The organism is Adhaeribacter sp., from assembly GCF_057359045.1.
In genome coordinates this window covers 1-21,568 of record NZ_JBMQUD010000122.1, presented here as the reverse complement: position 1 = coordinate 21,568, position 21,568 = coordinate 1, and the positions used below count along the sequence as shown (strand labels likewise).

General features: G+C 45.8%; 12 protein-coding genes. 5 read left to right on the top strand and 7 right to left on the bottom strand.

The genetic code is table 11. From position 1 onward, the window contains the following. Positions 1-223: 223 nt before the first annotated feature. The 4 genes from ACO1R6_RS18575 to ACO1R6_RS18560 form a co-directional block, all read right to left on the bottom strand. Positions 224-6,469, bottom strand: coding sequence for a T9SS type A sorting domain-containing protein (locus tag ACO1R6_RS18575; protein WP_486266561.1), 6,246 nt, complete (start codon positions 6,467-6,469; stop codon positions 224-226). Positions 6,470-6,694: 225 nt separating this feature from the next. Beyond that, a complete protein-coding gene (locus ACO1R6_RS18570) occupies positions 6,695-8,161 on the bottom strand; it encodes a tetratricopeptide repeat protein (protein WP_486266560.1) in 1,467 nt (488 codons plus the stop codon). A 981-nt stretch (positions 8,162-9,142) separates the two neighbouring features. After that, complete coding sequence (locus ACO1R6_RS18565) at positions 9,143-9,445, bottom strand: VOC family protein (protein ID WP_486266559.1); 303 nt, start codon at positions 9,443-9,445, stop codon at positions 9,143-9,145. Positions 9,446-9,571: 126 nt separating this feature from the next. Next, entirely contained in the window at positions 9,572-11,479 is a 1,908-nt protein-coding gene (locus ACO1R6_RS18560) for a tetratricopeptide repeat protein (protein ID WP_486266558.1), read from the bottom strand. A 561-nt stretch (positions 11,480-12,040) separates the two neighbouring features. On the opposite strand from ACO1R6_RS18560, the gene ACO1R6_RS18555 reads away from it, so the two are divergent. The 5 genes from ACO1R6_RS18555 (at position 12,041) to ACO1R6_RS18535 (ending at position 16,784) form a co-directional block, all read left to right on the top strand. Beyond that, positions 12,041-12,754, top strand: a complete 714-nt coding sequence (locus ACO1R6_RS18555) for a pyridoxine 5'-phosphate synthase (protein WP_486266557.1) — start codon at positions 12,041-12,043, stop codon at positions 12,752-12,754. A gap of 389 nt (positions 12,755-13,143) precedes the next feature. After that, positions 13,144-13,731, top strand: a complete 588-nt coding sequence (locus tag ACO1R6_RS18550; protein ID WP_486266555.1) for a PH domain-containing protein — start codon at positions 13,144-13,146, stop codon at positions 13,729-13,731. 9 nt (positions 13,732-13,740) lie between these two features. After that, a complete protein-coding gene (locus ACO1R6_RS18545; RefSeq protein WP_486266554.1) occupies positions 13,741-14,505 on the top strand; it encodes an alpha/beta fold hydrolase in 765 nt (254 codons plus the stop codon). Positions 14,506-14,586: 81 nt separating this feature from the next. Beyond that, positions 14,587-16,005, top strand: coding sequence for an aldehyde dehydrogenase (locus ACO1R6_RS18540; RefSeq protein WP_486266552.1), 1,419 nt, complete (start codon positions 14,587-14,589; stop codon positions 16,003-16,005). 62 nt (positions 16,006-16,067) lie between these two features. Continuing rightward, the gene (locus ACO1R6_RS18535) at positions 16,068-16,784 is read left to right on the top strand and encodes an SAM-dependent methyltransferase (RefSeq protein ID WP_486266551.1); all 717 of its coding nucleotides are present in this window, start codon (positions 16,068-16,070) and stop codon (positions 16,782-16,784) included. Positions 16,785-17,143: 359 nt separating this feature from the next. Here the strand turns inward: ACO1R6_RS18535 and feoB are convergent, their stop codons facing one another. The 3 genes from feoB to ACO1R6_RS18520 form a co-directional block, all read right to left on the bottom strand. Then, complete coding sequence (gene feoB, locus ACO1R6_RS18530; protein ID WP_486266549.1) at positions 17,144-19,297, bottom strand: ferrous iron transport protein B; 2,154 nt, start codon at positions 19,295-19,297, stop codon at positions 17,144-17,146. 6 nt (positions 19,298-19,303) lie between these two features. After that, complete coding sequence (locus ACO1R6_RS18525; RefSeq protein ID WP_486266548.1) at positions 19,304-19,534, bottom strand: FeoA family protein; 231 nt, start codon at positions 19,532-19,534, stop codon at positions 19,304-19,306. Between the two features lie 181 nt (positions 19,535-19,715). Then, positions 19,716-21,568 (bottom strand): cation:proton antiporter domain-containing protein (locus ACO1R6_RS18520; protein ID WP_486266547.1); only part of this gene is annotated, 1,853 nt, incomplete at its 5' end.

Below are 21,568 nucleotides of genomic sequence, written 5' to 3'. Positions count from 1 at the left end.
AAGCCTAACACAAAGTAACGGATTAATATAAAAGTTTGACAAGCGTTTACCCGCAAAAATAGTTATTTTATCTGGCCTGTCGGCAGGATTTTTTAATCTGGTTTATTTATAGCCCGGTGCCAAATTTATACCGCTATTAATCTACAACAATTTAGGAGATAAAAAAAGGGACTAATGGGCTTAGGCCGCATCAATCCCTTTTAAAAGAAAACCAAATTATGGTTTATTCTACCACTACCATTTTCAACGATTTTACAAAGTCACCGGCAATCATTTGGTAGGTATAGATACCGCTGGCCAGGGAGTTGGCCCGGAAAGTAACTTCGTGGTTACCGGCTGGCCGCACCTCATCTACCAGAACTTTTACCACGGCTCCTAATTGGTTATAGATTACTACTTTTACCGTTTGTTTTTCGGGTAAGCTGTAGCCAATGGTTGTTTCCCGCTGGAACGGATTGGGGTAGTTCTGTACCAGGTTGTAACCCGCAATAGAGGTGCCAGAACGGAGTTCGAACGGTTTTTGTACGCTACCCACTATCTGGTCGGGGGTAAATACCAGGCTGCTGGTTTGCAAACTAATATCCTGCGCGGTTTGCTTGTTAAGCGCTTTAAACGTTAGCAGCTTTCCGGCATCGGTTAAGTCACCGTGCAGGGTCAGGAAAGCACGGTAAGCATTTAAAGCAGGCAGATATTCCTGTTGCGCCACCCCGCGGCAGATGCCGTCGATGAATACCCCCAGCTGATAATTTTCATCGGCTGGCTCCTTTTCGTTCAGGTACATCAAGGCCGTTATGGTCATGTTGTACTCGTAGTTTTGCGTTTTTACCTCGTAGCTATTTGTACGGCCGTTTTGGGTTTGGCTCAGGGTGCCATTGCCAGCCAACTTTAATTTGTAGCCCATACCGGGATACATAAATTTCAGGCTGCCCACCCAAGTATTTTTATCGGCTTCGTACGTAGCAAAAGAGAGCGGGTTTTTAACAATAGCGCTGTTTTTATTTGTGAGCGAGGCCAAAGCTTCATTCACATCGCTGCTCTTACTGCGCGGGTAACCAATCCAGTTCCAGGTGCCCGTTAGGTTTAACGGCGCAATGGTAGCTAATTTATTACCTACCACCCGGAGGGTATCGGGGCCATGCGACAAGTACAATAAATAACCCGATTGGGTATTGAGGGTACTTAAAGAGCCTTTCCAGCCGTGTTTGGCAGTATACTCCGAGAACTGCGTTTGTGATTTAATGGTCATGGTTTTTGTTTCATCATCCGAAACCAAACTACGCAGCAAGGTATTTAAACTCATATCGTCGCTGGCTACATTCAACGAAATCCAGTTCCAGCCTTGGGTTAGCGGAATGGTTTGGAGCATGCCTTTCATGTGCAAAATATAAGGCGCACGGGCCGTACCCAAAGTACCATCCGGTACAAAGTAAGTCGTTTCCTGGGCCCCATATTCTATGCCGGTAAGGGCATTCCACATCCGGAAGTTTAAGGTTTCCTGGCGCAAATTAGGTTCGTTGCTATACACGGTAATAAAGGCAGCGTAAACATTTAGATTAGGCACGTACTCAATGCGGGCATTACCCCGGGGTTGGCCGTTTACAAACACCCCAATTACATCACGGGCATCGGTAGAGAGAGGTGCGTTGGCATTGGTCAGGCTATATTGCGCCACAATATTCATACTGTACTGGTAATTAGCCGGATTAACCGCCCAAGCCGGCGGAATACCCAGCAACTCATATTTAACTGGCAATTCCAGTACTTTATCATCTACCTTAGCGGTAATAGTGCCGGTATAAACGCCTGGTAATAAATCGGCTTTTGGCTTAAAGCTTAGCTTATAGGCATTTTCGGGCAACATGGCGCCGGTAGTTGTAACCGGGGTTAGCCAGGTAGGATGCGCCGTAATCGTAAACGTTTTGGTTATTTTGGTGGCATTCTTCAGGTCGGCGCGTAAATTTTCTACTTGGCCGTATTGGGCCGAAGCAATCAACTCGGCCGGATCCCAGAATACCGGCGCGGCATTTACTTTAAAACTCCAGATTACCGGGTATTTCTGCACGTTTTTGCTCAAATCCTGCAGGTCGCTTACGGTGGCCGTTAGCTCAACGCCTTCTAAGGTATTAATCAGCGCGGCCGGATTGGTTTGGATGATTAATTTATTTCCGGAAATTTGCGGTGTAACCGGAATATTCGCCCCGGTGTCTTTCCGCACCAGGGTAATAACCGGTGTTGAAATATTGGGGTCGTAATGGGCTAAATCGCCGTAGATGGGCTTATCAAAAGTCACGCTGATTTCTTCGCCTTTTTTCAGGTAACCGTCGGCCGGCGTGGGTGTACCAAAAGGTGCAATAGAACTCCGATCGATGATGCCGCTTTGGACACTGGAGGTGGTAGTACCGTTTTCGCCGCAGGAAACCACGGCCCGCAAATCGTACTCGCCATCAGCCAAATTGGTCACATTCCACTGAAAATCAATAAAAGGTTGTTCAAAAGCGCCGGCCGATTTTAAGTAGGTAACTACCCGGGACCAGCCTTCGCCTTTGCGGCGGTATTCCAGACTTACCGATTCGAGCGTTGGGTTGTTTTTATCGTATCCGGTAAGCGCCACATTCAGCCTGTTGCTGCTGCTTTTGGTTATTTTCCAGCCGTCACCGGGTAGCGATAGGGCTACGTTGCTGCACTGGCTCTGGAAATACACGTTTATCAGCTCCGAAGTAGAAGCGCCGCTACCTACTTCCTGACAGGTGGGGTACATGAGTAACTGAATGCCTTCGTACACCGAGGCCAACGGGCCGCGCTCAATGGTTAAGGTAGCATTAAGCACCTGGTTATACTCGAGCCAGAAAGTAGCCGGATCGCTGTTGATAATCTGGCCGCCCAGCTTCACAATGGCGCCATCGGGGTTGGTGGTACTAATTACTTTAACCTGGTATTCGCGGGCTTCGCGGCTTTCGCTTTGATTGGTTAAGGCAGCCCGGAATACGGCGGGAGTATTTAGGGGCACATTGCTAACTGTCGGCGGAAAAACCTGGATGCGCGACATGTCGCGGGCCTGGGTACCGGGCTCGTGCGGGCAGCTGGTAGTTCCGGATTTAATCCGGAAAGCGGGTACGCCTTTGGCTTTATCCTTTAAAATATCTACACTAATAAAATCACCTTTGTCATCGTCTTCTAAATGATAACTTACGGTCTGGGTAGTGGTATTATCAGAACCCGAAGTGTTGGTAGTAGACCACCGGAAACTGGCGGTAACCCCAAACTGGCTATCGAACCAGGCCCCCGATTCATTGTCGATTTTAGCACCAATAGACAAATCCAGGTTTACAAACTGGTTGTATTCGTAAGATTCAGAAGAGGTGGTATCGACGGTAGAAGTATTGGTATAGGCTGCTCCGGCGCTGAAAGAAATATTCTCTTTAAACTCGGCATCCTGGTTCCGGTTCTTTTCGTTCTTTTCCAGAATATTTTTCCAGGCAATTAGGGCATAAATATTCCGGTTAGCTTCTTCGGTGTCGCCGGCAGTAATAGCCGCATCGCGCAAACTTTCCAGAAGCGGAATTAAAGTTTCTTTTATGTGCCGCTCGGTATAAATAAACGTGGTGGCGAAATCAGTCATGGCCATAGAAGCGGTGGTTTTGATATTGGCTTCGCAATTATTTTTATCAAATGTCAGCTCATCGGCAAATGAAAACTCCTGGTTAAAAGCAGCGCCAATATACACATCGCCCAGGTTGCCCACGTAATCAAACTCCGGCGAAGTAGAATAATCTTCGGTAAAAGTAATGGTGGTATACATGCCGGAACGATTAAAATTATCGCGGCCGGCTACGGCTTTAAAGTCGATGGTGGTACCGGCTCCGTTCGACGAAAACGGGGTTAATACTTTGGCGCCAATGAGAAGGTTGGCATAAGCGCCGGCCTCGCCGCCTACCAGCACCTCCGAAGTCTGGAATTGCGTAAAGCTAGTACCTTTAGAAATGGTCATGTAGCTCTTATCGCCTGGTGGATCGTGCAAAACCAACATGGGCAAATCTGGGGAACGGGTTACAAACGAGGGGGCTCCTACTTTAGAACCGGTTACCATAAACCAGTCTTCTTTAACCACCGGATCTAAAAAGCCAATATCGGCTTTCAGGTAAAAAAGTTTCTGGTGGTTACGGATGGTACTCACGGCAATTTCGGGGTTACCTGCCACTAAATCGTAATATACATAACCATGCTCATTAATATCCAACGTAATGGGCTGCGGCTCATCACCCACAAAATCGTAAAGGGTTACTTTACCGGAATTAATGGGGCAACCCGGAATGCCGTTAGCGCTTTGCTCGGCAAAATAAATGGCCATCCGGTACTTCATACCTTGTTCCATTAACCGGATTTGATTAGGTCCGGAGCAGGCACTATCAATACCAGCCGCCGCATAATCTATCTTTACAACTATCGGTGCCCGATAAATAAATTCGGCAATGGGGGAAATTTCAGCTTTGGTAGTTGTAACATTGTAAGTAGTATCGGTGCGAGCGGGCGTTGTTACCACCTTACCATTAGGTAAAGTTTCAGTTTTTGCCGGTATTTGGGTAACTACCGCTACCGAGTCTTTGGTGGTTAAGGTATCGCGTACCGTTAAATTAACTTTTACTACTTTGTTCGCAAACTGGTACATAATATTGGAGTTAGTGCCCCCATTACCAGTATTAATGCTCTTTACCCGCACCTCATACGCCCGGGCCGGCAGGTTAGCAATAGTAAGTACGCCCGTAGAACCCACCGTATGGTTTACCTGATAACAAATTACGCCGCCATCGTTGTTGGTTAGTTCCACTACGGCCGATTGCGCAATCGACCGCTCACAGCCACCCTGTACCACAATTTTTAACACATCGGTTTGGGTATCCTGGAAATTTAAATCTGAAATATCGCCGGTTACATTTTGAGTAGCTACGGTGGTAAAAGTGTGGTGCAGGTATTTGGGTTTAAAAGTATAGTTACCTTCTTCCTGCAAGGCTACTTTGTAATTCCCCTGCGCATCCGTTCGGATGCCCCGGTCTTCGTTGTTAATCAGAATGGTTACATCTTTTATACCGCAGGAGCTGGGCCAAGTAACTTTACCCTGTACCGTAAACACGGTTTCGTCGGTAAAATCTACCCCGGCTACAACCGGTGTATTCAGGTCTAGTTTCCGGACAATGGTAGGTTTGGTAAATACGTGGGTACCTTTGGAGGCCGTAACATTAAATTCGCCTTCGGTATAATAATAAATACCTTTTATTTCATAATAGCCGGTCTCGTCGGTGGTAGTGGTATAAGAGGCGTACGTAACGGCACCGGCTGGGGTAATGGTGCTTTTTTGCGCAACCGTAACGGTAACGCCCGATACGCCCGCGCCAAACTTAGATTTTATGGTTCCTCTTATAACGCCATTTGCTGCCCGGTAGCCATCACCGCGCGAAGGTTTGTATTCTGTTCCGGAAGCGATCGGGTAGATGTAATAATTGTATTTAAAGCCCGGAATTGCTTCGAAATCGTTGTAAGAAGTAGCATTTTTATTTAGAATTTCCAGTTCTTCGAGGTTAGCGATATTTACCGGGTTGCCGGGCTCTACCCCGGGTTTGGAGCGCATTATTTTTACGTTCTCGGCAAATGCCGAAAGGTTTTGCCAGGTAATATTAACGCGATTGGCATAAGCCCCTTGCGATACCGTTACGCCGGCCGATTTGGTGGAACCGGTAGCAGTAGTACTTAAGGTCGATTCGTGGGTTCCCCAGTCGGTGGTGTAAGAAGTTACGCGGTAGGTATGGGTTTCGCCGGGGCTCACATTGGTATCGCGCCAGGTCATGTCGCTGCCGTTGGCATTAAGGGTAGCCACCGGTGTAGTGCCATTATCGCGGTAAATTCTATATTTTAATCTTCTTTCTTGTACCGTACCGTAGTTCCAGTTACCGGTATAATTTACCACATGGTTTACCACATCTGGTATATGCGATCCTTTTTTCCAGCTTACATCAATATATTCGTAAGCGGCACCACTGGTAGCGGTTACATTGGTTGGCCGGTAAATAGGATCAGTAGTATAAGAGTAGGGGCCATTGTTAAAAATCACATCGTCGCCGCAGCCGGCAGAATAATCGGCTACTACCCAAAACGGACTAATGGTGCGGTTGGGCCCAATGGGATAATAAACCGAACCGCTGGTAGCCGTACCAATTTCCTGCTGCCAATATTTAAGATGGTCGGGCTCACTGTTCCCATTGGCACCTCCAATTACCTCAAACCAATGGTAACAATCGCCCCGCCAGCCGGTAAAACTAATACGATGGTGGTAATCACTTCTTTCACTGGTATGGCGGGTAATGGTATGCTGGGCCGATGCCCAAAAAGGAGTTAGGCAAAGCGCCCAGAGTAATATTACCCAGTAGCGTGCGTTTTTGCCCGGCATGGTACGGGGTGGCGGGTACAAATTTCTCATAAGTAGTTTTTAGTGGTTAGAAATTGATTAAAGGGTAAAAACATTTTTATCTAAAGCATTATAAAATCATGTGGGCAGGGCAATATCTGGACAGCGCTGAGGCAAGCCGCTGTAGTTTAGGTTACACTCAAGCGCACCGGTAGATATGAGGGTAAGTTTTAAAGCCGATTTTCCAGAGAGAAAAGCAGTTGCTGTGGGTTTTGATATTCCCGTAGAAAGGCCGTTTTATATTTTAACCTTGCGGCGGATGAGCAGGTATTCATACTGCAGTTGGTTAAACTGGGCGGCTGTTGCCCAATGCAACCGGGCCTGGGCTTTATCGCCTTGGGCTAACTGCGCGGTTCCGGCCAGGTACCAGGTGCGCGGGTCGTAGGGGTTGGCTTTGCTAAACGCCAGAATAGCTGTTTGGTATTGCTTTTCCTGCATAGCAACTAATCCGCGTAAACGCTGGGCATCCTGCTTCGCCAGTACATCTTCGTAAGCAACCGCCAGTTTTTGGTAAGCCGTAAGCTTTTGGCGGGCAACCGTAGCATTTTTATCAGCTAAGGCTATTTCAACTTCCCGGGCCAGAAAGCTTAGTCGGGCCGCATTTTTCCAGTTGGCAAAACCTGCGGCCTGTTCGGCCAGTTTCTGGGCCTGCTCGTACTGCGCCCAGGCCAAAGAAATATTATTTTGCGCCAGGTAAATATTGCCTACATGGTTATGGGCGGCAGCCTGCGCCCAGGCATCCGGGCTCTTCCGGGCCAAATCCAGGCTTTTCTTTGCTTCTATTAAAGCTTTATCATATTTACCTTCGTCTATATAAATAACACTTAAAGCAAATAGAGCCTGGCGGTGCCAATTCTCATCAGGGGCTAGCGCCAATAGTTTTTCGGAATATTCGCGGGCTTCGGCAGGCTTATTTTGCAACACATGAACCGTGCTCAACCCTATATACGCCGGGTAAAACTGTGGGTCGCGTTGCAAAGCGGCCGCAAAAGATTTGGTCGCCTCCGGGTAAAGGCCTTTTTTCAGGTATAAATTGCCCGCTGCCAGGTAACCTTGCGGTTCATCGGGTAGCAGTTGCTGGTATTTACGGATAGCTTCATCGGCAACCGGAAATTGCCCCGTATTTACCGCTATTTGACCCAGCCACAAGCTAAACGGCGGAAAGTCGGGGGCTATTTTTATTCCGGTTTTAAGAATCTCAGCGGCCGCGGTATAATCGACCTGGCTCAGGTAAAAATGGGCCTGCGCTAAATAAATTCGTTGGTCGTTCGGATATTTTTGCACTAACTTTTGGAGCAAAGCAACAGCTTGGGCTGGTTGCCCGTTGGCCCGGGCCTGCTCTATCTGTATAAGTAAGCGCTCGCCGGCCGAAGCTTTATCCTGCCAGGCAATAGCCTGTTTTAAATTTTTAACATAAGCCATACTGGGTTGCGGCGATACCTGGGCCAGGTATAAATAAGCTATGGCACAACTGGAATCGTTGGCTAAGGCTTTGGTAAAATAGTACCGGGCTTGGTCCAGGTGCTGGTTTTCGGCTAAATCGCGACCGGCGATTAAAGCCGCGCGGGCAGTGCCCGAAGCCGTTGTGACAGGAATGCTCTGGCTTAAGCCCGGAACAGCACCCACCCCAAATAATAAGCTACTTACCCCTAACCAAAGCAGCAGCCGGGCATTATCACGTACAGATGAGTAAATTTTTATCATATTGCCGTATTTATAAATGTTTTAATCCTTTAAAAACCAATAATTACCCGCTACCCAATGCGGTGGCAGATACGCCACCGCTGGTATAATATTTCTGTTAAAAAACTGTGCTTGTACCGCTGACCATGTTGTAGAAGTAGGCCGGAAGGTGAATATTATTCCGAAAAAAACGTAAAAAAAGGGGTGGACATTTAGGGTGACAATTTATAAGAATCAAATAATCAATAACTTACAAAACAATCTTTCATTAAGCGTTGGCCATGCCATACTGCCGACGGACCTTAATAGCCAGCAAAAAGCTTAACCTAAAGACGGTGGGCAGAAGACCAATTTGGCTCGGAGAATATTGTAGCGGTTAATATTTGCCGTACTCGGGTGTAAAAAGGCTATTATCAGGACACACCCCTTGCAAGCCAGCCCTATACAGAATTCAAAGAATGCCAGAATCTTGGTTGCAGAAGAATTTTCTGTTTAAGGAGTAAAACAGGTAATTAGCCTATACGGTAAGTTGCCGGTATGACTTTCTATTCCGAAGATAGCCTGCGAGAGTAGACGAAAAGAAATTGAAATTTTATAGCAAATCAGCCATTGTATCTCTGTGTCCCGATTGCAGGTGTAAAAAGGAGAGCTTACCGGCAGGTATTTTTTGTAGGCTGATCGAGAGGTTGGAAAAGATTTATGGTAAAGGCTGGTAATTGCCGCCTTATTTTTTTCATCTAGTGCTTCGTCAAATTAAAAATTAAGAATTATGACTTGGGGTAATAAGCGTTCTTTAACATTTTGCCCCATCTATTTCTAAAAATTAATTTGGCGAAACCCTAGTTTTATACCTATTGTGGTGCTTTTGTTGCTTTGAATAAATTATTCGTCCGTTTCAAAGCCCGGGTTCCAGACAATTTCCCATAAGTGTTGGTCCAGATCCTGAAAATAACCGGCATAACCGCCGTAAAATGTATCTTGGGCGGGTTTAACAATTTTTGCTCAGGCCTTTTTTGCCTGTTCCATTACTGCATCTACTTCTTTTTTGCTCGCTACATTATGCCCAATGGTAAAATCGGTAGCAGCGGGTTTTGCTTGCGTTAAATTGGTATCGTGCGAAATACTTTTTCTGGGCCATAAAGCCAATCTTACCCCTTGCTGCAACTCAAAAAAGGCAACCGCGCCGTAGGCAAACTCTTTCCCAATAATGCCTTTTGTCGGCAAGCCCAGGCCATCTCTGTAAAATTCAACGGCTTTTTCTAAATCATCTACCCCTAGAGTTAATACGGTAAGCCTGGGTTGCATACTTTTTGCTTTCTTAATAATATTGGGTGTACTTCAGGTAATTTTATAAAATACAACCTTTAATATATTTAAGGCAATCCATTTTGCCGGTACGGCCGTTTCCCTATTGCTTTTCTTTTGCCCAACTTACGCTAAGCTTGTAAAATATTCGGCCAGATCTCTTTCCGAATCGCAGGCCAGTTTTTTGCGCAGCCGGTGGCGGGCTTTTTTTACGCTTTCAATTTCTACACCCAGCGCGCCAGCCATTTCGCGGGTAGTTAGCCCCAACCGGAATAATGCGGCCAACCGGGTATCGTTGGCCGACAAAGTAGGATATTTGGTTTTGAGGTTAGTAAAAAAAGAAGGATAAACTGTTTGAAATAATTCTTTAAAATGTTGCCAGTCTTCTTCCCGAAGTACTTTTAAACTCGAAAGCTCGGTTTTACTGGCCGTTAGCGTAGCTGTATTTTCCGTTGCCACCAAGGTTAGCTGCTCCTGCAATTGTAAAACGGCTTCGTTGCTCTGAATTAATTCGCGGGTATATTTTTCCAGCTTGTCTTTCAGGTGGGCATGCTCCAGGGTGGCGTGCTCCAGCTTAAGTTGCTGCATGGCATTTTCTTTTTCTTTTAACAACAGTTTTTTACGCTGCAATAAAATAAACAAAGCCGCCCCTATTACCACCAGCAGCGCCATACCGGCTAAATAAAAATTACGCTGCTGTTGTATTTTTTTTTCGGCTTCCAAACGGTTAATAGCCAGTTGCTTTTTATGGGTATCGTAGGCCACTTCGGCCATAACTACCGCCTTGGCTTTTTCTTCGTTCAGCAGACTGTCGGCTACCAACTGGTGTTGGGCTAATGTGCTGTAAGCTTGCTGGTAATTACCACTGGTCGAAAGCAAACGGGCATGTAACGCTAAAGCTTGTTTTTTGCCCGACAAAGTGCCGTAATGCTTAGCGTAGGTTAAGGCTTTTTCCGAAAAGGCAACTGCTTCCCGCAGCTTTCCGTTGGCCTGCGCAATGGCTGCCAGTTGGGTATAACTGTGCATTAGCCCTTGGTTCTCGCCGATAGCTAACTTTATTTGCTGCGAACGCACTGCCAACGTTTGGCTAAGCGCCAGCTGTTTGCGGGCTAAGGCAATCTGGGCCAAATCGTGGTAAGCAATGGCTTCGTTCCGGCGCTCTTCTAAAGCCTGACTTACCGTAACAGCTTCCTGTAAACAACGCCAGGCCGGGCCATACTGTAAGGTGTCGCCGGCATCGCCCAGCTCAGTATAAACCAGACCTAAATTTATTAAGGCAGTTACTATTTGTTTATTATTCTCGATTTTACGGGCCATTGCCAACGATTTCTGCAAAACAGGTAAAGCCTTGGCTAAATCATTCATTTCCCGGTACAAAAAACCCAGGTTAGATAAGTTAAGACATACCCTACGCTGGTCGGCAGCTTTCTCGTTTAAGGCCAGGGCTTTTAGCAGGTTTTCGGTAGCTTTAGGGAAATCGCCAATATTTTTATACACCAACGAAATATTATTATAAATGCCGGAAGACGGCGAGGCTTCCGGAACTTGCTGCAAAAGCCGGAGCGCCAAATTATATTTATTTAGCGCCTGGGCGTAGGCTTGCTGCTTAAAATCTACCTGCCCCAAAGCATTTAGCCTGTCCGATTCCCCCTTTAAATCTTTTATTTTTTTGCTGATGTTTAAAGCCTGATTAAAATAGATTTTGGCCGAATCCAGAGCAGAACGATCGTAGTAAACGTAGCCAATATTTTCTAATGCCTTGGCTTCTTCTGTTGGTTTATGTAAGTGCCGGGCAATGGTTAAAGCCCGCCGTCCGTACCTTAGCGCCTCACTGGGTTGGGTAAAAGATAAATCAAAAGATAATTGCAGGGAGCGCTGTAAAACCTGGGGCTGTAAAGAATCGGCAGGCACCGCTGTACCGGGTAAAACCTGGGCACAAACCACGCCACCCAAAGCGGTATGCAAAACAAAGGCAAAGCATAATCCGGTTATTATTTTAGTTATCCGGAACCGGAGGAAAAGTGGCTTCTGCATACGTAGTGGCAATAAAAGGCTAACTAACTACTAATCAAATACATTTTTTTTAAAATTAAAATATCGCATAAAAATTTTCCTATATTAAAAAACAATATCAACCTGCAACGCTCTGGTAATGGTAAAATAACTGATAAACCTAAACCTGTAAGCTGGCCTTCAGATACGCTCAAGAAGATCATTTTTAACCAACCCGGCCTATTTCTTAACTAAATACCTGCTTTGTAAATCAGCTTTACATTCAGACAGGTTATACAGTAGCAGGGTTTAAGGTAACTTTGCCAGTGGTAACTGCGCAAGAAAAACTGTTTTACTTAATGCCCAATTTTGGCCAGATGTAAAGGTTGACTACAGGTTAACGCAAAATGCCAGTATAAACCGCAGGTTTAACTTCGTTTATTGCCTTTTTATTATTTATTTGCCAACAGGCAAACGTAGGTTGTTGGCCTGGCTACCGGCATTTAATTTAATTAACGCGTTTCGGCGCATTAAGCAGTTAAAAATATGGGAGCAGCATATTTAACCTACCTGGCCCGCAAAGATTAAATAATACGTTTATTCATGACCAAGTTAAGTGTAAACATAAACAAAATTGCTACCCTCCGGAATGCCCGCGGCGGCAACCGGCCCGATGTGGTACAGGCCGCACTGGATTGCGAACGTTTTGGTGCCCAGGGTATAACTGTACACCCGCGCCCCGATGAGCGCCACATTCGGTACCAGGATGTACTGGATTTAAAACCACTGGTAAAAACGGAATTTAATATTGAGGGGAATCCCACCCCGGAATTTCTGGCCCTGGTAAAGAAAGTAAAACCCGAGCAGGTAACCCTGGTACCCGATGCCCCCGAGGCCATTACCTCCAATGCCGGCTGGGATACGATTAAGCACCAGGCTTATTTAAAAGGAATTATCTCGGACTTAAAAGCCTTGGGCATCCGCGTTTCGATATTTGTAGACCCGGTAATAGAAATGGTAGAAGGCGCAGCCCTAACCGGCACCGACCGCATAGAGCTTTATACCGAAGCCTACGCCAAAGGCTATTTGCAAGACCCCACGGCTGCTGTGGCACCTTACGCCGCCGCCGCCACACGGGCTGTGGCCCTGGGCTTAGGCATTAATGCCGGCCACGACCTGGATTTAGAAAACCTGAAGTATTTAAAACAAAATATACCGGGCTTGCTCGAGGTTTCTATTGGCCACGCCCTTATTTGCGATGCTTTGTATTATGGCTTAGAAAATACCATTCAGCTTTATTTGCGGCAGTTGGTTTAGGTAGTAGCCTTTGGTAAAGAGCGTTGTAATTGGTTATTAAATAAGTCAGAGCTGGCTTTTATGAATAACTACCTGCGGGTAAATGTTTAGGAAACAGGTCCTCCGGACAAGAACCTGGTGGCCGCCAGCCTAAAATTTGTATATTTTGGCTCAGGTTTTAGTTCGGAATATTATTCTTATATCTAAGACCAATATTCCGAACTAAAACCTAAGCAACAGGCGTTTACATCCGGATGTGGGCGTTTTTTAAGGCAAATGCCCGCCCATACTAAAAATATTTGCCGGTAAAATATTACCGGCATAAACACCTGCCTGGGGTATATTTTAACCCCTGGTTAGGCCGTAGCGCTAAATCCAAACAAACATTAACAAACTATACTTTATTTATCTTGCTGCCGATATACATAAAATTACTAAAGACCCTCGCCTTTGTAGCCGCTTTTTTGTATGCTTTGCGGTTTTTAATCAGCTTCTTATCTAAAGAACGCAGCGTTTATGTACCTGACCCCAGCCGGCATTTTTTTATGCTTTTCTGGGCTTTGCTCTGCCTGATGGTAGCGGCACCTTTGTTGGTTACCTACATTGTTTCGCCTCGTCAGTCGCCGTTAGAAGCCTCTTTGCTTTTAACCTTGGGCGTGGTGCTGGCGTCTTTTTCGTTACCGGTTTTTGCCTTGCACATCCAATACTTTTTCAACGATTTCCAGAAGCTGGTAGAACTCGACAAGAAAAACGAAACGTTTAAAATTTACGACGTCCGGAAAAAGCTCTTTTACCGTAAAGAAGATATTGTGCGGGTAACGCGGGTACAGTGCCGGTCGGGGCGTTTTTTCTGGAGCAACTACGAGTACATTACTTTCGAAATAAAAAACGGCAGCCTGATAACGCTTACCTCGCTGTTAATGCCCCTGGATAAACTTACCCGGTTTATTAATCAAAACCGCATTCAGGTGCAGCATAAATCAATCTGCTTTATTTAATCTCAGCTTATGAAATTACACTTCCGGGAAATGGGCGCGGGCTCGCCCCTCATTATTTTACACGGGTTATTTGGCTTATCTGATAACTGGCAAACCCTGGCTAAATATTTAGCCCAGAAATATAAAATATACCTGGTAGACTTACGTAACCACGGCCGCTCGCCGCACAGTCCCGATTTTAATCAAAGCCTGATGGCCCAGGATATTCTGGAACTAATGCAGGATGAACAGCTGGACCAAGCTGCTATTATGGGACATTCTATGGGCGGCAAAGTGGCCATGTACTTTGCCCTGGCGCACCCCGATAAAGTATCTAAATTAATTGTAGTAGATATTGCCCCTAAATATTACCGGCCACACCACCAGGATATTCTGGCGGCCCTGAATGCCGTAAACCTGGCGCAGGTTAAATCGCGCACCGAAGTAGACGAAGCCCTGGCCCAATATATTCAGGAAGAAGATGTACGGCTTTTTTTAGCGAAAAACCTGTACCGGCAAGAAGATAATTCTTTTGCCTGGCGCATGAATATTCCGGTTATTCAGGCCCACATAGACGAAGTAGGCAAAGAAATAACCGCCGAAGAACCATTTTTAAAACCAACCCTGTTTATACGAGGCGGCAACTCGCGGTATATTAAACCCGATGAAGACATGCCTTTGATTGAGAAATTTTTTCCGGTGGCCCAACTCCAAACCATTCCCAATACCGGCCACTGGGTACACGCCGAAGCACCGCAGGAATTTTACAACCAGGTAGTTCATTTTTTAGACTAGTTCCAGTAGTGCTTTTGTTGGCGTAATATTTACAACCCCAGCTCTAAAGTGTGGTGTTAAGCTAAAATATTTTCTTTTCGTATGAAGAGAAAGGACTTAACCCGCTTTATAATGGAAGAATCTGCCATAAAGTTAGCCGCTGTAATCCAGCACCAGAAAGAATATTTTGCCAGCGGCAGTACCCGGCCGTTGGGTTTCCGGGTACAAATGCTCCAGCGGTTCATGCAGGCCATTCAGGAAGAAGAAGACCAAATTACAAAAGCTTTGGCCGCCGACTTTGGGAAGCCGGCTTTTGAAACCTACGCTACCGAAATTGGTATTTTGCTTTCTGAGATTAGGTTTACCCTCCGTAACCTGAAAAAATGGATAAAACCTAAACGGGTAAAGGGTAGCTTATTTAATTTTCCGTCGCGCGATTATATATATCCTGAGCCTTATGGCGTCTCCTTGGTTATCGGGGCCTGGAATTATCCGTTTCAGCTTACCTTGTCGCCGGTAATCGGGTCTATCGCGGCGGGGGGCTGCGCTATCTTAAAACCATCGGAGTTAACCCCGGCTACTAGCGAAATAACGGCTAAACTTATACAAAAGCATTTTCCGCCAGAATACCTGGCAGTAATACAGGGCGGGCCCGAAACCAGCCAGGCGCTGTTGGAACTGCCTTTCGATAAAATATTTTTTACCGGCAGCATTCCGGTGGGCAAAATTGTAGCCATAGCCGCAGCCAAACAACTAATTCCGGTTACGCTGGAGCTAGGCGGCAAGAGCCCGTGTATTGTTGACCAAACCGCCGATTTAAAGCTTGCTGCCCGCCGTATTGTGTGGGGTAAATTCCTGAATGCCGGCCAAACCTGCGTTGCCCCCGATTACCTGCTGGTCCAGGAAAATATACTACCGGCTTTTCTCGCGCAACTGGCCCAAACCATTACCCAATTTTATGGCCCTAACCCAGCCCAAAGTCCCGATTTTGCCCGCATTATTAACCAGCGGCATTTTACCCGGCTCAGTAACCTGCTGCCAGGCGCTACGGTTTATACGGGCGGCCAAACCGATGCCGAGAAATTATACATAGCTCCTACTCTGATTACAGAGGTAAACTGGCACCACCCTATTATGCAGGAAGAAATATTTGGTCCGCTGCTGCCCGTATTGCCATTCCGTACGTTAAGCGAAGCCATTGCCCAGGTAAATGCCCAGCCTAAACCGTTGGCGCTCTATTTTTTCTCGCGTAATAAAAAGGCCCAGGCTACGGTGTTGGCGCAAACCTCGTCGGGAGGAGCCTGCCTGAACGAAACCGTATCGCATTTGGCCAATCCGCACTTGCCTTTTGGTGGCGTGGGGGCCAGCGGCCAGGGCAATTACCACGGCAAAGCCAGTTTCAATGCTTTTTCGCACCATAAAAGCGTACTCAAAAAACCATTTCGCCCCGATTTGCCCTTGCGCTACCCACCCTACGAGGGTAAATTAAGTTGGGTAAAAAATGCATTTCGCTGGATATAGCCCCGGCAAGTTGTAATTTTATCCCGAAACTGATTTACCTACTTCCAGGCCGCTATTCTAATATGACCACTAAAAATTCAGGCACGCTTTATTTAATTCCGACTGTTTTAGCCGAAGATACGGCCCACACCGTTATACCACCCGAAGTGGTTTCGGCGGTGAGTGGCCTTTCTTATTTTATTGTGGAGAATGCCCGTACGGCCCGCCGCTACATTAAAACCGTAGCCCCGACCAAGGTAATTGAAGAATTGCAAATTGTAGTAATCGATAAAGATTCGTCGGAAGCGGAAGTTAGAAAAGCATTGCAGCCTTTGCAGAACGGGATAAGCGCCGGTATTATTTCGGAAGCGGGCTGCCCCGGCGTAGCCGATCCGGGAGCCGAAGTAGTAAAGTTTGCGCACCGGCAGGGCATACAAGTAAAACCCCTGGTGGGCCCATCGGCTATTTTGCTATCGCTTATGGCTTCGGGTTTTAACGGCCAATCGTTTGCGTTTCACGGGTATTTGCCCATCGAAAAAAAAGACCGCATTCAGGCCATCCGCACCCTCGAAAAAGATATGCTGCAACGCGACCAAACGCAAATATTCATGGAAACGCCTTACCGCAACAACCAACTCCTCCAGGATGTAACCCAACACCTCACCCCCACTTACCGCCTCTGCGTGGCTGCCAATATTACCGCCTCCAACGAGTTTATCAAAACCGATACCATTGCCAACTGGAAGAAGAATTTACCGGATTTGCACAAGCAACCGGCGGTGTTTTTGTTGTATAAGTGAGACTATTTTTATAATTTAAAAGGCTGCTATTATTCTATAGCAGAGGCGATTATTCAGAAGGTTCTAACGTGGATATTATTGTGACTTGTAAAAGAGGTATTGGTTAGTTTCTTTTGACCTTAAAGGTTTCTTGGAATCTGTTTTGGGCAGGAAAGTAGACTTGGTAACGGAAAATTCATTAAGAAAGCAATGGCAGGAAAGTATTCTTAGCCAGGTAAAATATTTATGAAAAAAGAGGAGGTTCCAGGAATATCTGGCAGATATGATAGATACACGCGCCAGTATATTGGTAATAGCAAACCGGTAAGAAATCAATCAAAATCTTACCGGCCTACCGAAACAGTTAAAATTGACTTTGTTTACTTAAAAAGCTGGTAAACAATATACGAGCTAACGTAAGCCAGGCCGCTCATGTAAATTAACTGCATAATGGGCCACTTCCAGCTTTTGGTTTCGCGGTACACCACGGCCAGCGTGCTCATACATTGCATGGCAAACACGTAGAATATCAGCAGCGAGAAAGAACGGGCCGGCGTAAAAAACGGCTGACCGGTAGCATCTTTTTCGGCGGATAGTTTTTCTTTAATGGTGCTGATGTTTTCGGAATCGCCTACACTGTAAATAGTAGAAATGGTACCCACAAACACTTCGCGGGCGGCAAAGGAAGTAAGCAAAGCAATGCCAATTTTCCAGTCGAAGCCCAGCGGCCGGATAGCCGGCTCAATGGCCCGGCCAAACAAGCCGGCGTAAGAGGCCTCCAGTTGGTGCGACGATATTAAATTATTTACTTCTTCTTCAGATAAATTTTGGCTAACCGCACGCTGCCGTACCTGCTGCTCGGCTGTTTCCATGGCATTACCGGGGCCGTACGATGCCATAACCCATAATATTACCGAAATAGCCACAATTACTTTACCAGCTTCAAATACAAAGGCTTTTACTTTTTCGATAATGGTAAGGCCTACATTTCGCCAGCGGGGCATTTTGTACACCGGAAACTCCATAATAAAGTAGCTGCGCTCTTTGGCCTTTAAAATCAGTTTCATGACCAATGCCGAGAATATAGCCGCCAGGAAACCGAGTAAATACAAGCCCATGAGTACAATGCCCTGCAAATTCAGGAAGCCAAGGTAATATTTTTCGGGTACTACCAGCGCAATCAGTACGGTATAAACCGGAATACGGGCCGAACAGCTCATGAGCGGCGTTACAAAAATCGTAATCATCCGGTCTTTCCAGTTATCGATGTTGCGGGCCGCCATAACAGCTGGCACGGCACAGGCTACGCCCGAAATAAGCGGCACAATGCTTTTACCGTTCAGGCCAAACTTACGCATGATTTTATCCATCATAAACGTAACGCGGGCCATGTAGCCAGTCTCTTCCAGCACCGCTATAAAGGCAAAAAGCAAGGCAATTTGCGGAATAAAGATTAATACGCCACCCAAACCAGCAATTACGCCTTCGGTGAGCAAATCAACCAACGGACCGCTAAACTGACTTTGGATAAACTGGTTTAAGGATGCTACACCCAAATCAATTAAATCCATGGGGTACGTGGCCCAGGCAAAAATGGCCTGAAACATCATAAACAGAACCCCAAAAAATATTAAATAGCCCCAGACTTTGTGGGTTAAAACCTGGTCGAGCTTGTTGCTGAATTTTTCGTTCGATTCGGCGCGGGTTACTTTTACCGAATCCAGGAGCAGTTCATTTATTACCGTATATCGTTCTATGGTTTCGCTGGCCTGCAGCGTATTAGAATTAAAGCCGTATTGCTCGCGCAGCTCTTCAATATAACTTTTATCTGATTCGCTCAGGAACGATAATTTTTTATACTGGTGCGCGTAGTGCAGGGCCAGATAATCGTTTTTCAGCTCAAAATAATACCGGATTTGCCGCACCAGTACCATCAGCTCTTCGGGTATCTGGTAAAAAGTTTTAACTGGCTTTTCCAGCTGTTGCGATACCAATATTTTTAAGGCCGTAATACCTACACCATTGCGGGCATTCATAGGCACCACCGGCACGCCTAAATCGCGTTGCAGTTGCTCTACGTTAATTTTTATGCCGTGCGTTTCGGCCACATCGGTCATATTCAGGCCCAAAACGGCCGGAATGCCCAAATCGGCCAATTGGGTATACAGCAATAAATTCCGTTTCAGGTTAGAGGCGTCTACCGTAATAATTAAAACATCGGGATATAAAGCCGATTTTTTGTTATACAGTAAATCAATAATTACTTTCTCGTCGAGCGATTTGGGGTACAGACTATACGTACCGGGCAAGTCTATTATCTGGACTTTGTGCTGCGGCGTGAGGTGGCTGATACCGGTTTTTTTATCGACGGTAACGCCGGGGAAGTTACCCACCTTTTGGTTAAGGCCGGTAAGCTGGTTAAATAAAGAGGATTTGCCCGAGTTTGGGTTGCCAATAAGGGCTATTTTGGAGATCGCATTTTTGGCAGGAGTTTTTACTACCGTTGCTGCTGTCGTTCCTATCACTTCTGCCATAGACTACTATTTGAGCATAATGGTTGCTGCTTCGTCTAAACGCAAAGAAAGGGTATAATCGTTTACAATAATGGTTACCGGGTCGCCCAGAGGGGCTTTGCTGTTCATTTTAACTTCTGTGCCGGGTATACAACCCATTTCCAGCAGTTTCAACGACATTTCCTGATCCTGCAGACAGCAAATGGTACCTTTTTCTCCTATTTTAAGATCCCGGACACTACGTTGTTGTTTCTGCACCTTATGCTTATTTAGACTTGTTATAAACAACTGCAAGTTACAAGGTGTTCCGTTTTATTCCAAAATATGTTTTTGATTTTATAAGGGTTAATGGCTCTACTAATTTATATTTTGGTCCCGAAACTTTTCTCTGACTTAATTAAGCATAGCTACGGCAGAAAAAACCAAACAATTAAACTGGCTAAGTTTTCCTCTTTTCGTTTCTTTCGTCGTTGGCCAGGAAAATATTTCGCATGTAATTTCCCGCTTTGTCTATAAACTCGGCATTTTCTTCCAGCGGACCCAAATTGACGTTAGGCGCTCCTTCTAGTTGCTCCGGAAACAAAATAATATAGCTGTTTTGCTTAAAATATTTAGTTAAATAATGTGGTAATTTTTCGGTTTCGGGATGATAAGATAAATGCCCTTTGCGCGACGAAATAATAATAAATAAATCGTCTTGCTTTACTTCGCGGCTAAAGATCAAAAACTCTTCCCAGTTCTGGAAAGGTTCAAACGTAATATTTAGCGGCGATTTATCGCTTTCGTTCAGGCGCTGCAATATTTTTACGGTAAGGGGTTCGGCATAAATAAACAACGGCAAACCGGTACCCCGCGAAATAGTTTGGATGCGCTCGAACCAATGTTTAAAGCCTTGTTCGTATTCGGCTTTGGGAGGCACCGCCACCAGAATGCGCTTAAGGGTATTTATAGGTTGAGCAGCTTTGTAAATAAAAACGGTTTCGGAAATGCGGGAAAGGATTCTTTCGGTTACGCGGCCAAAAAAGCCATCGGCGGCATGTGCCTGCCGGTGCAAACCAATTATTAAGTCGGTAATATTATGTTCTTTAATGGTATAAATAATGCCGTTGCTAATATTTAAGTCGAAGCGGTTGATGGGTACCACGGTGTTGTCGGTAGCGGCGGCATGTTTTATCACATTATCCATCATTTTTTTACCCAGCGTCTGGCTGTTACCCGCAGCGTCGCGCTCGTCTCTTACGTGCAAAGCATAAATAGGCGCTTTACTTTTGTGCGGTTTTATCAGCAAAGCTAGGTCGGTTAAGTCGGTTACGGTATCGGGGTAAGCCAGCGAAATAAGGATTTTTTCGTCGGGCTCGTCGCCGGCAGCACTGTTGTGGCTGTTTTCTTCTAAAGCAATGCGTTGCGATGTTTTTTCTACCACAAAAGAGCTAATGGTACAGGTAACCAGAATCATTAAAATGGTACCATTTAAAACATCTTCGTTTAACAACCGAATAGGTTCACCGGTCAGGGTTTCGCCTAATATTACGTTGTAACCTACCAACACCACAGCCAGCGTGGCCCCTACCCGCGCATTGCTCAGCCCAAAAATCATTTGCCTTTCGTCGGGTGATAGTTTAAAACTTTTTTGGGTGAGCCAGGCTGCTATAAACTTACTTATAACCGCTAGCACAATCATTACCCCGGCTACTTTTAAGGCGCCTAGCCCTTTAAAGAGCACACTAAAATCAACCAGCATGCCTACCCCAATTAAAAAGAAAGGAATAAACAGGGCATTACCTACAAAGTCGATCCGGTTCATCAATGGCGAGGCATGCGGTATAAAACGGTTGATGGCCAGCCCCGACAAAAAGGCCCCGATAATAGCTTCCAAGCCGGCTACTTCGGCCAGAAACGAGCCCAGAAAAACAATGGCCAACACAAATATGTACTGCGAAATATTATCGTCGAACTTTTTGAAAAACCACCGCGCAATCAGCGGAAATACCAAAAACACAATGGCCGCAAATATTACCGACGAAACCGCCAGCCTGATCCAGAAAGCACTGCTGATATCGCCTTTGTACATACCCACAATGGCGGCCAGCACCAACAGGGCCAGAATATCAGTAATAATGGTACCGCCAATGGTTAACGTTACCGCTCTAATGCGATTTATACCATAACGACCGGTAATGGGATAGGCCACCAACGTATGCGAAGCAAACATTCTGGCCAGCAACACCGACGAGGGTAAATTAAAATTAAGAATATAATAAACTGCCACGGTACCAATAACCATGGGTACCA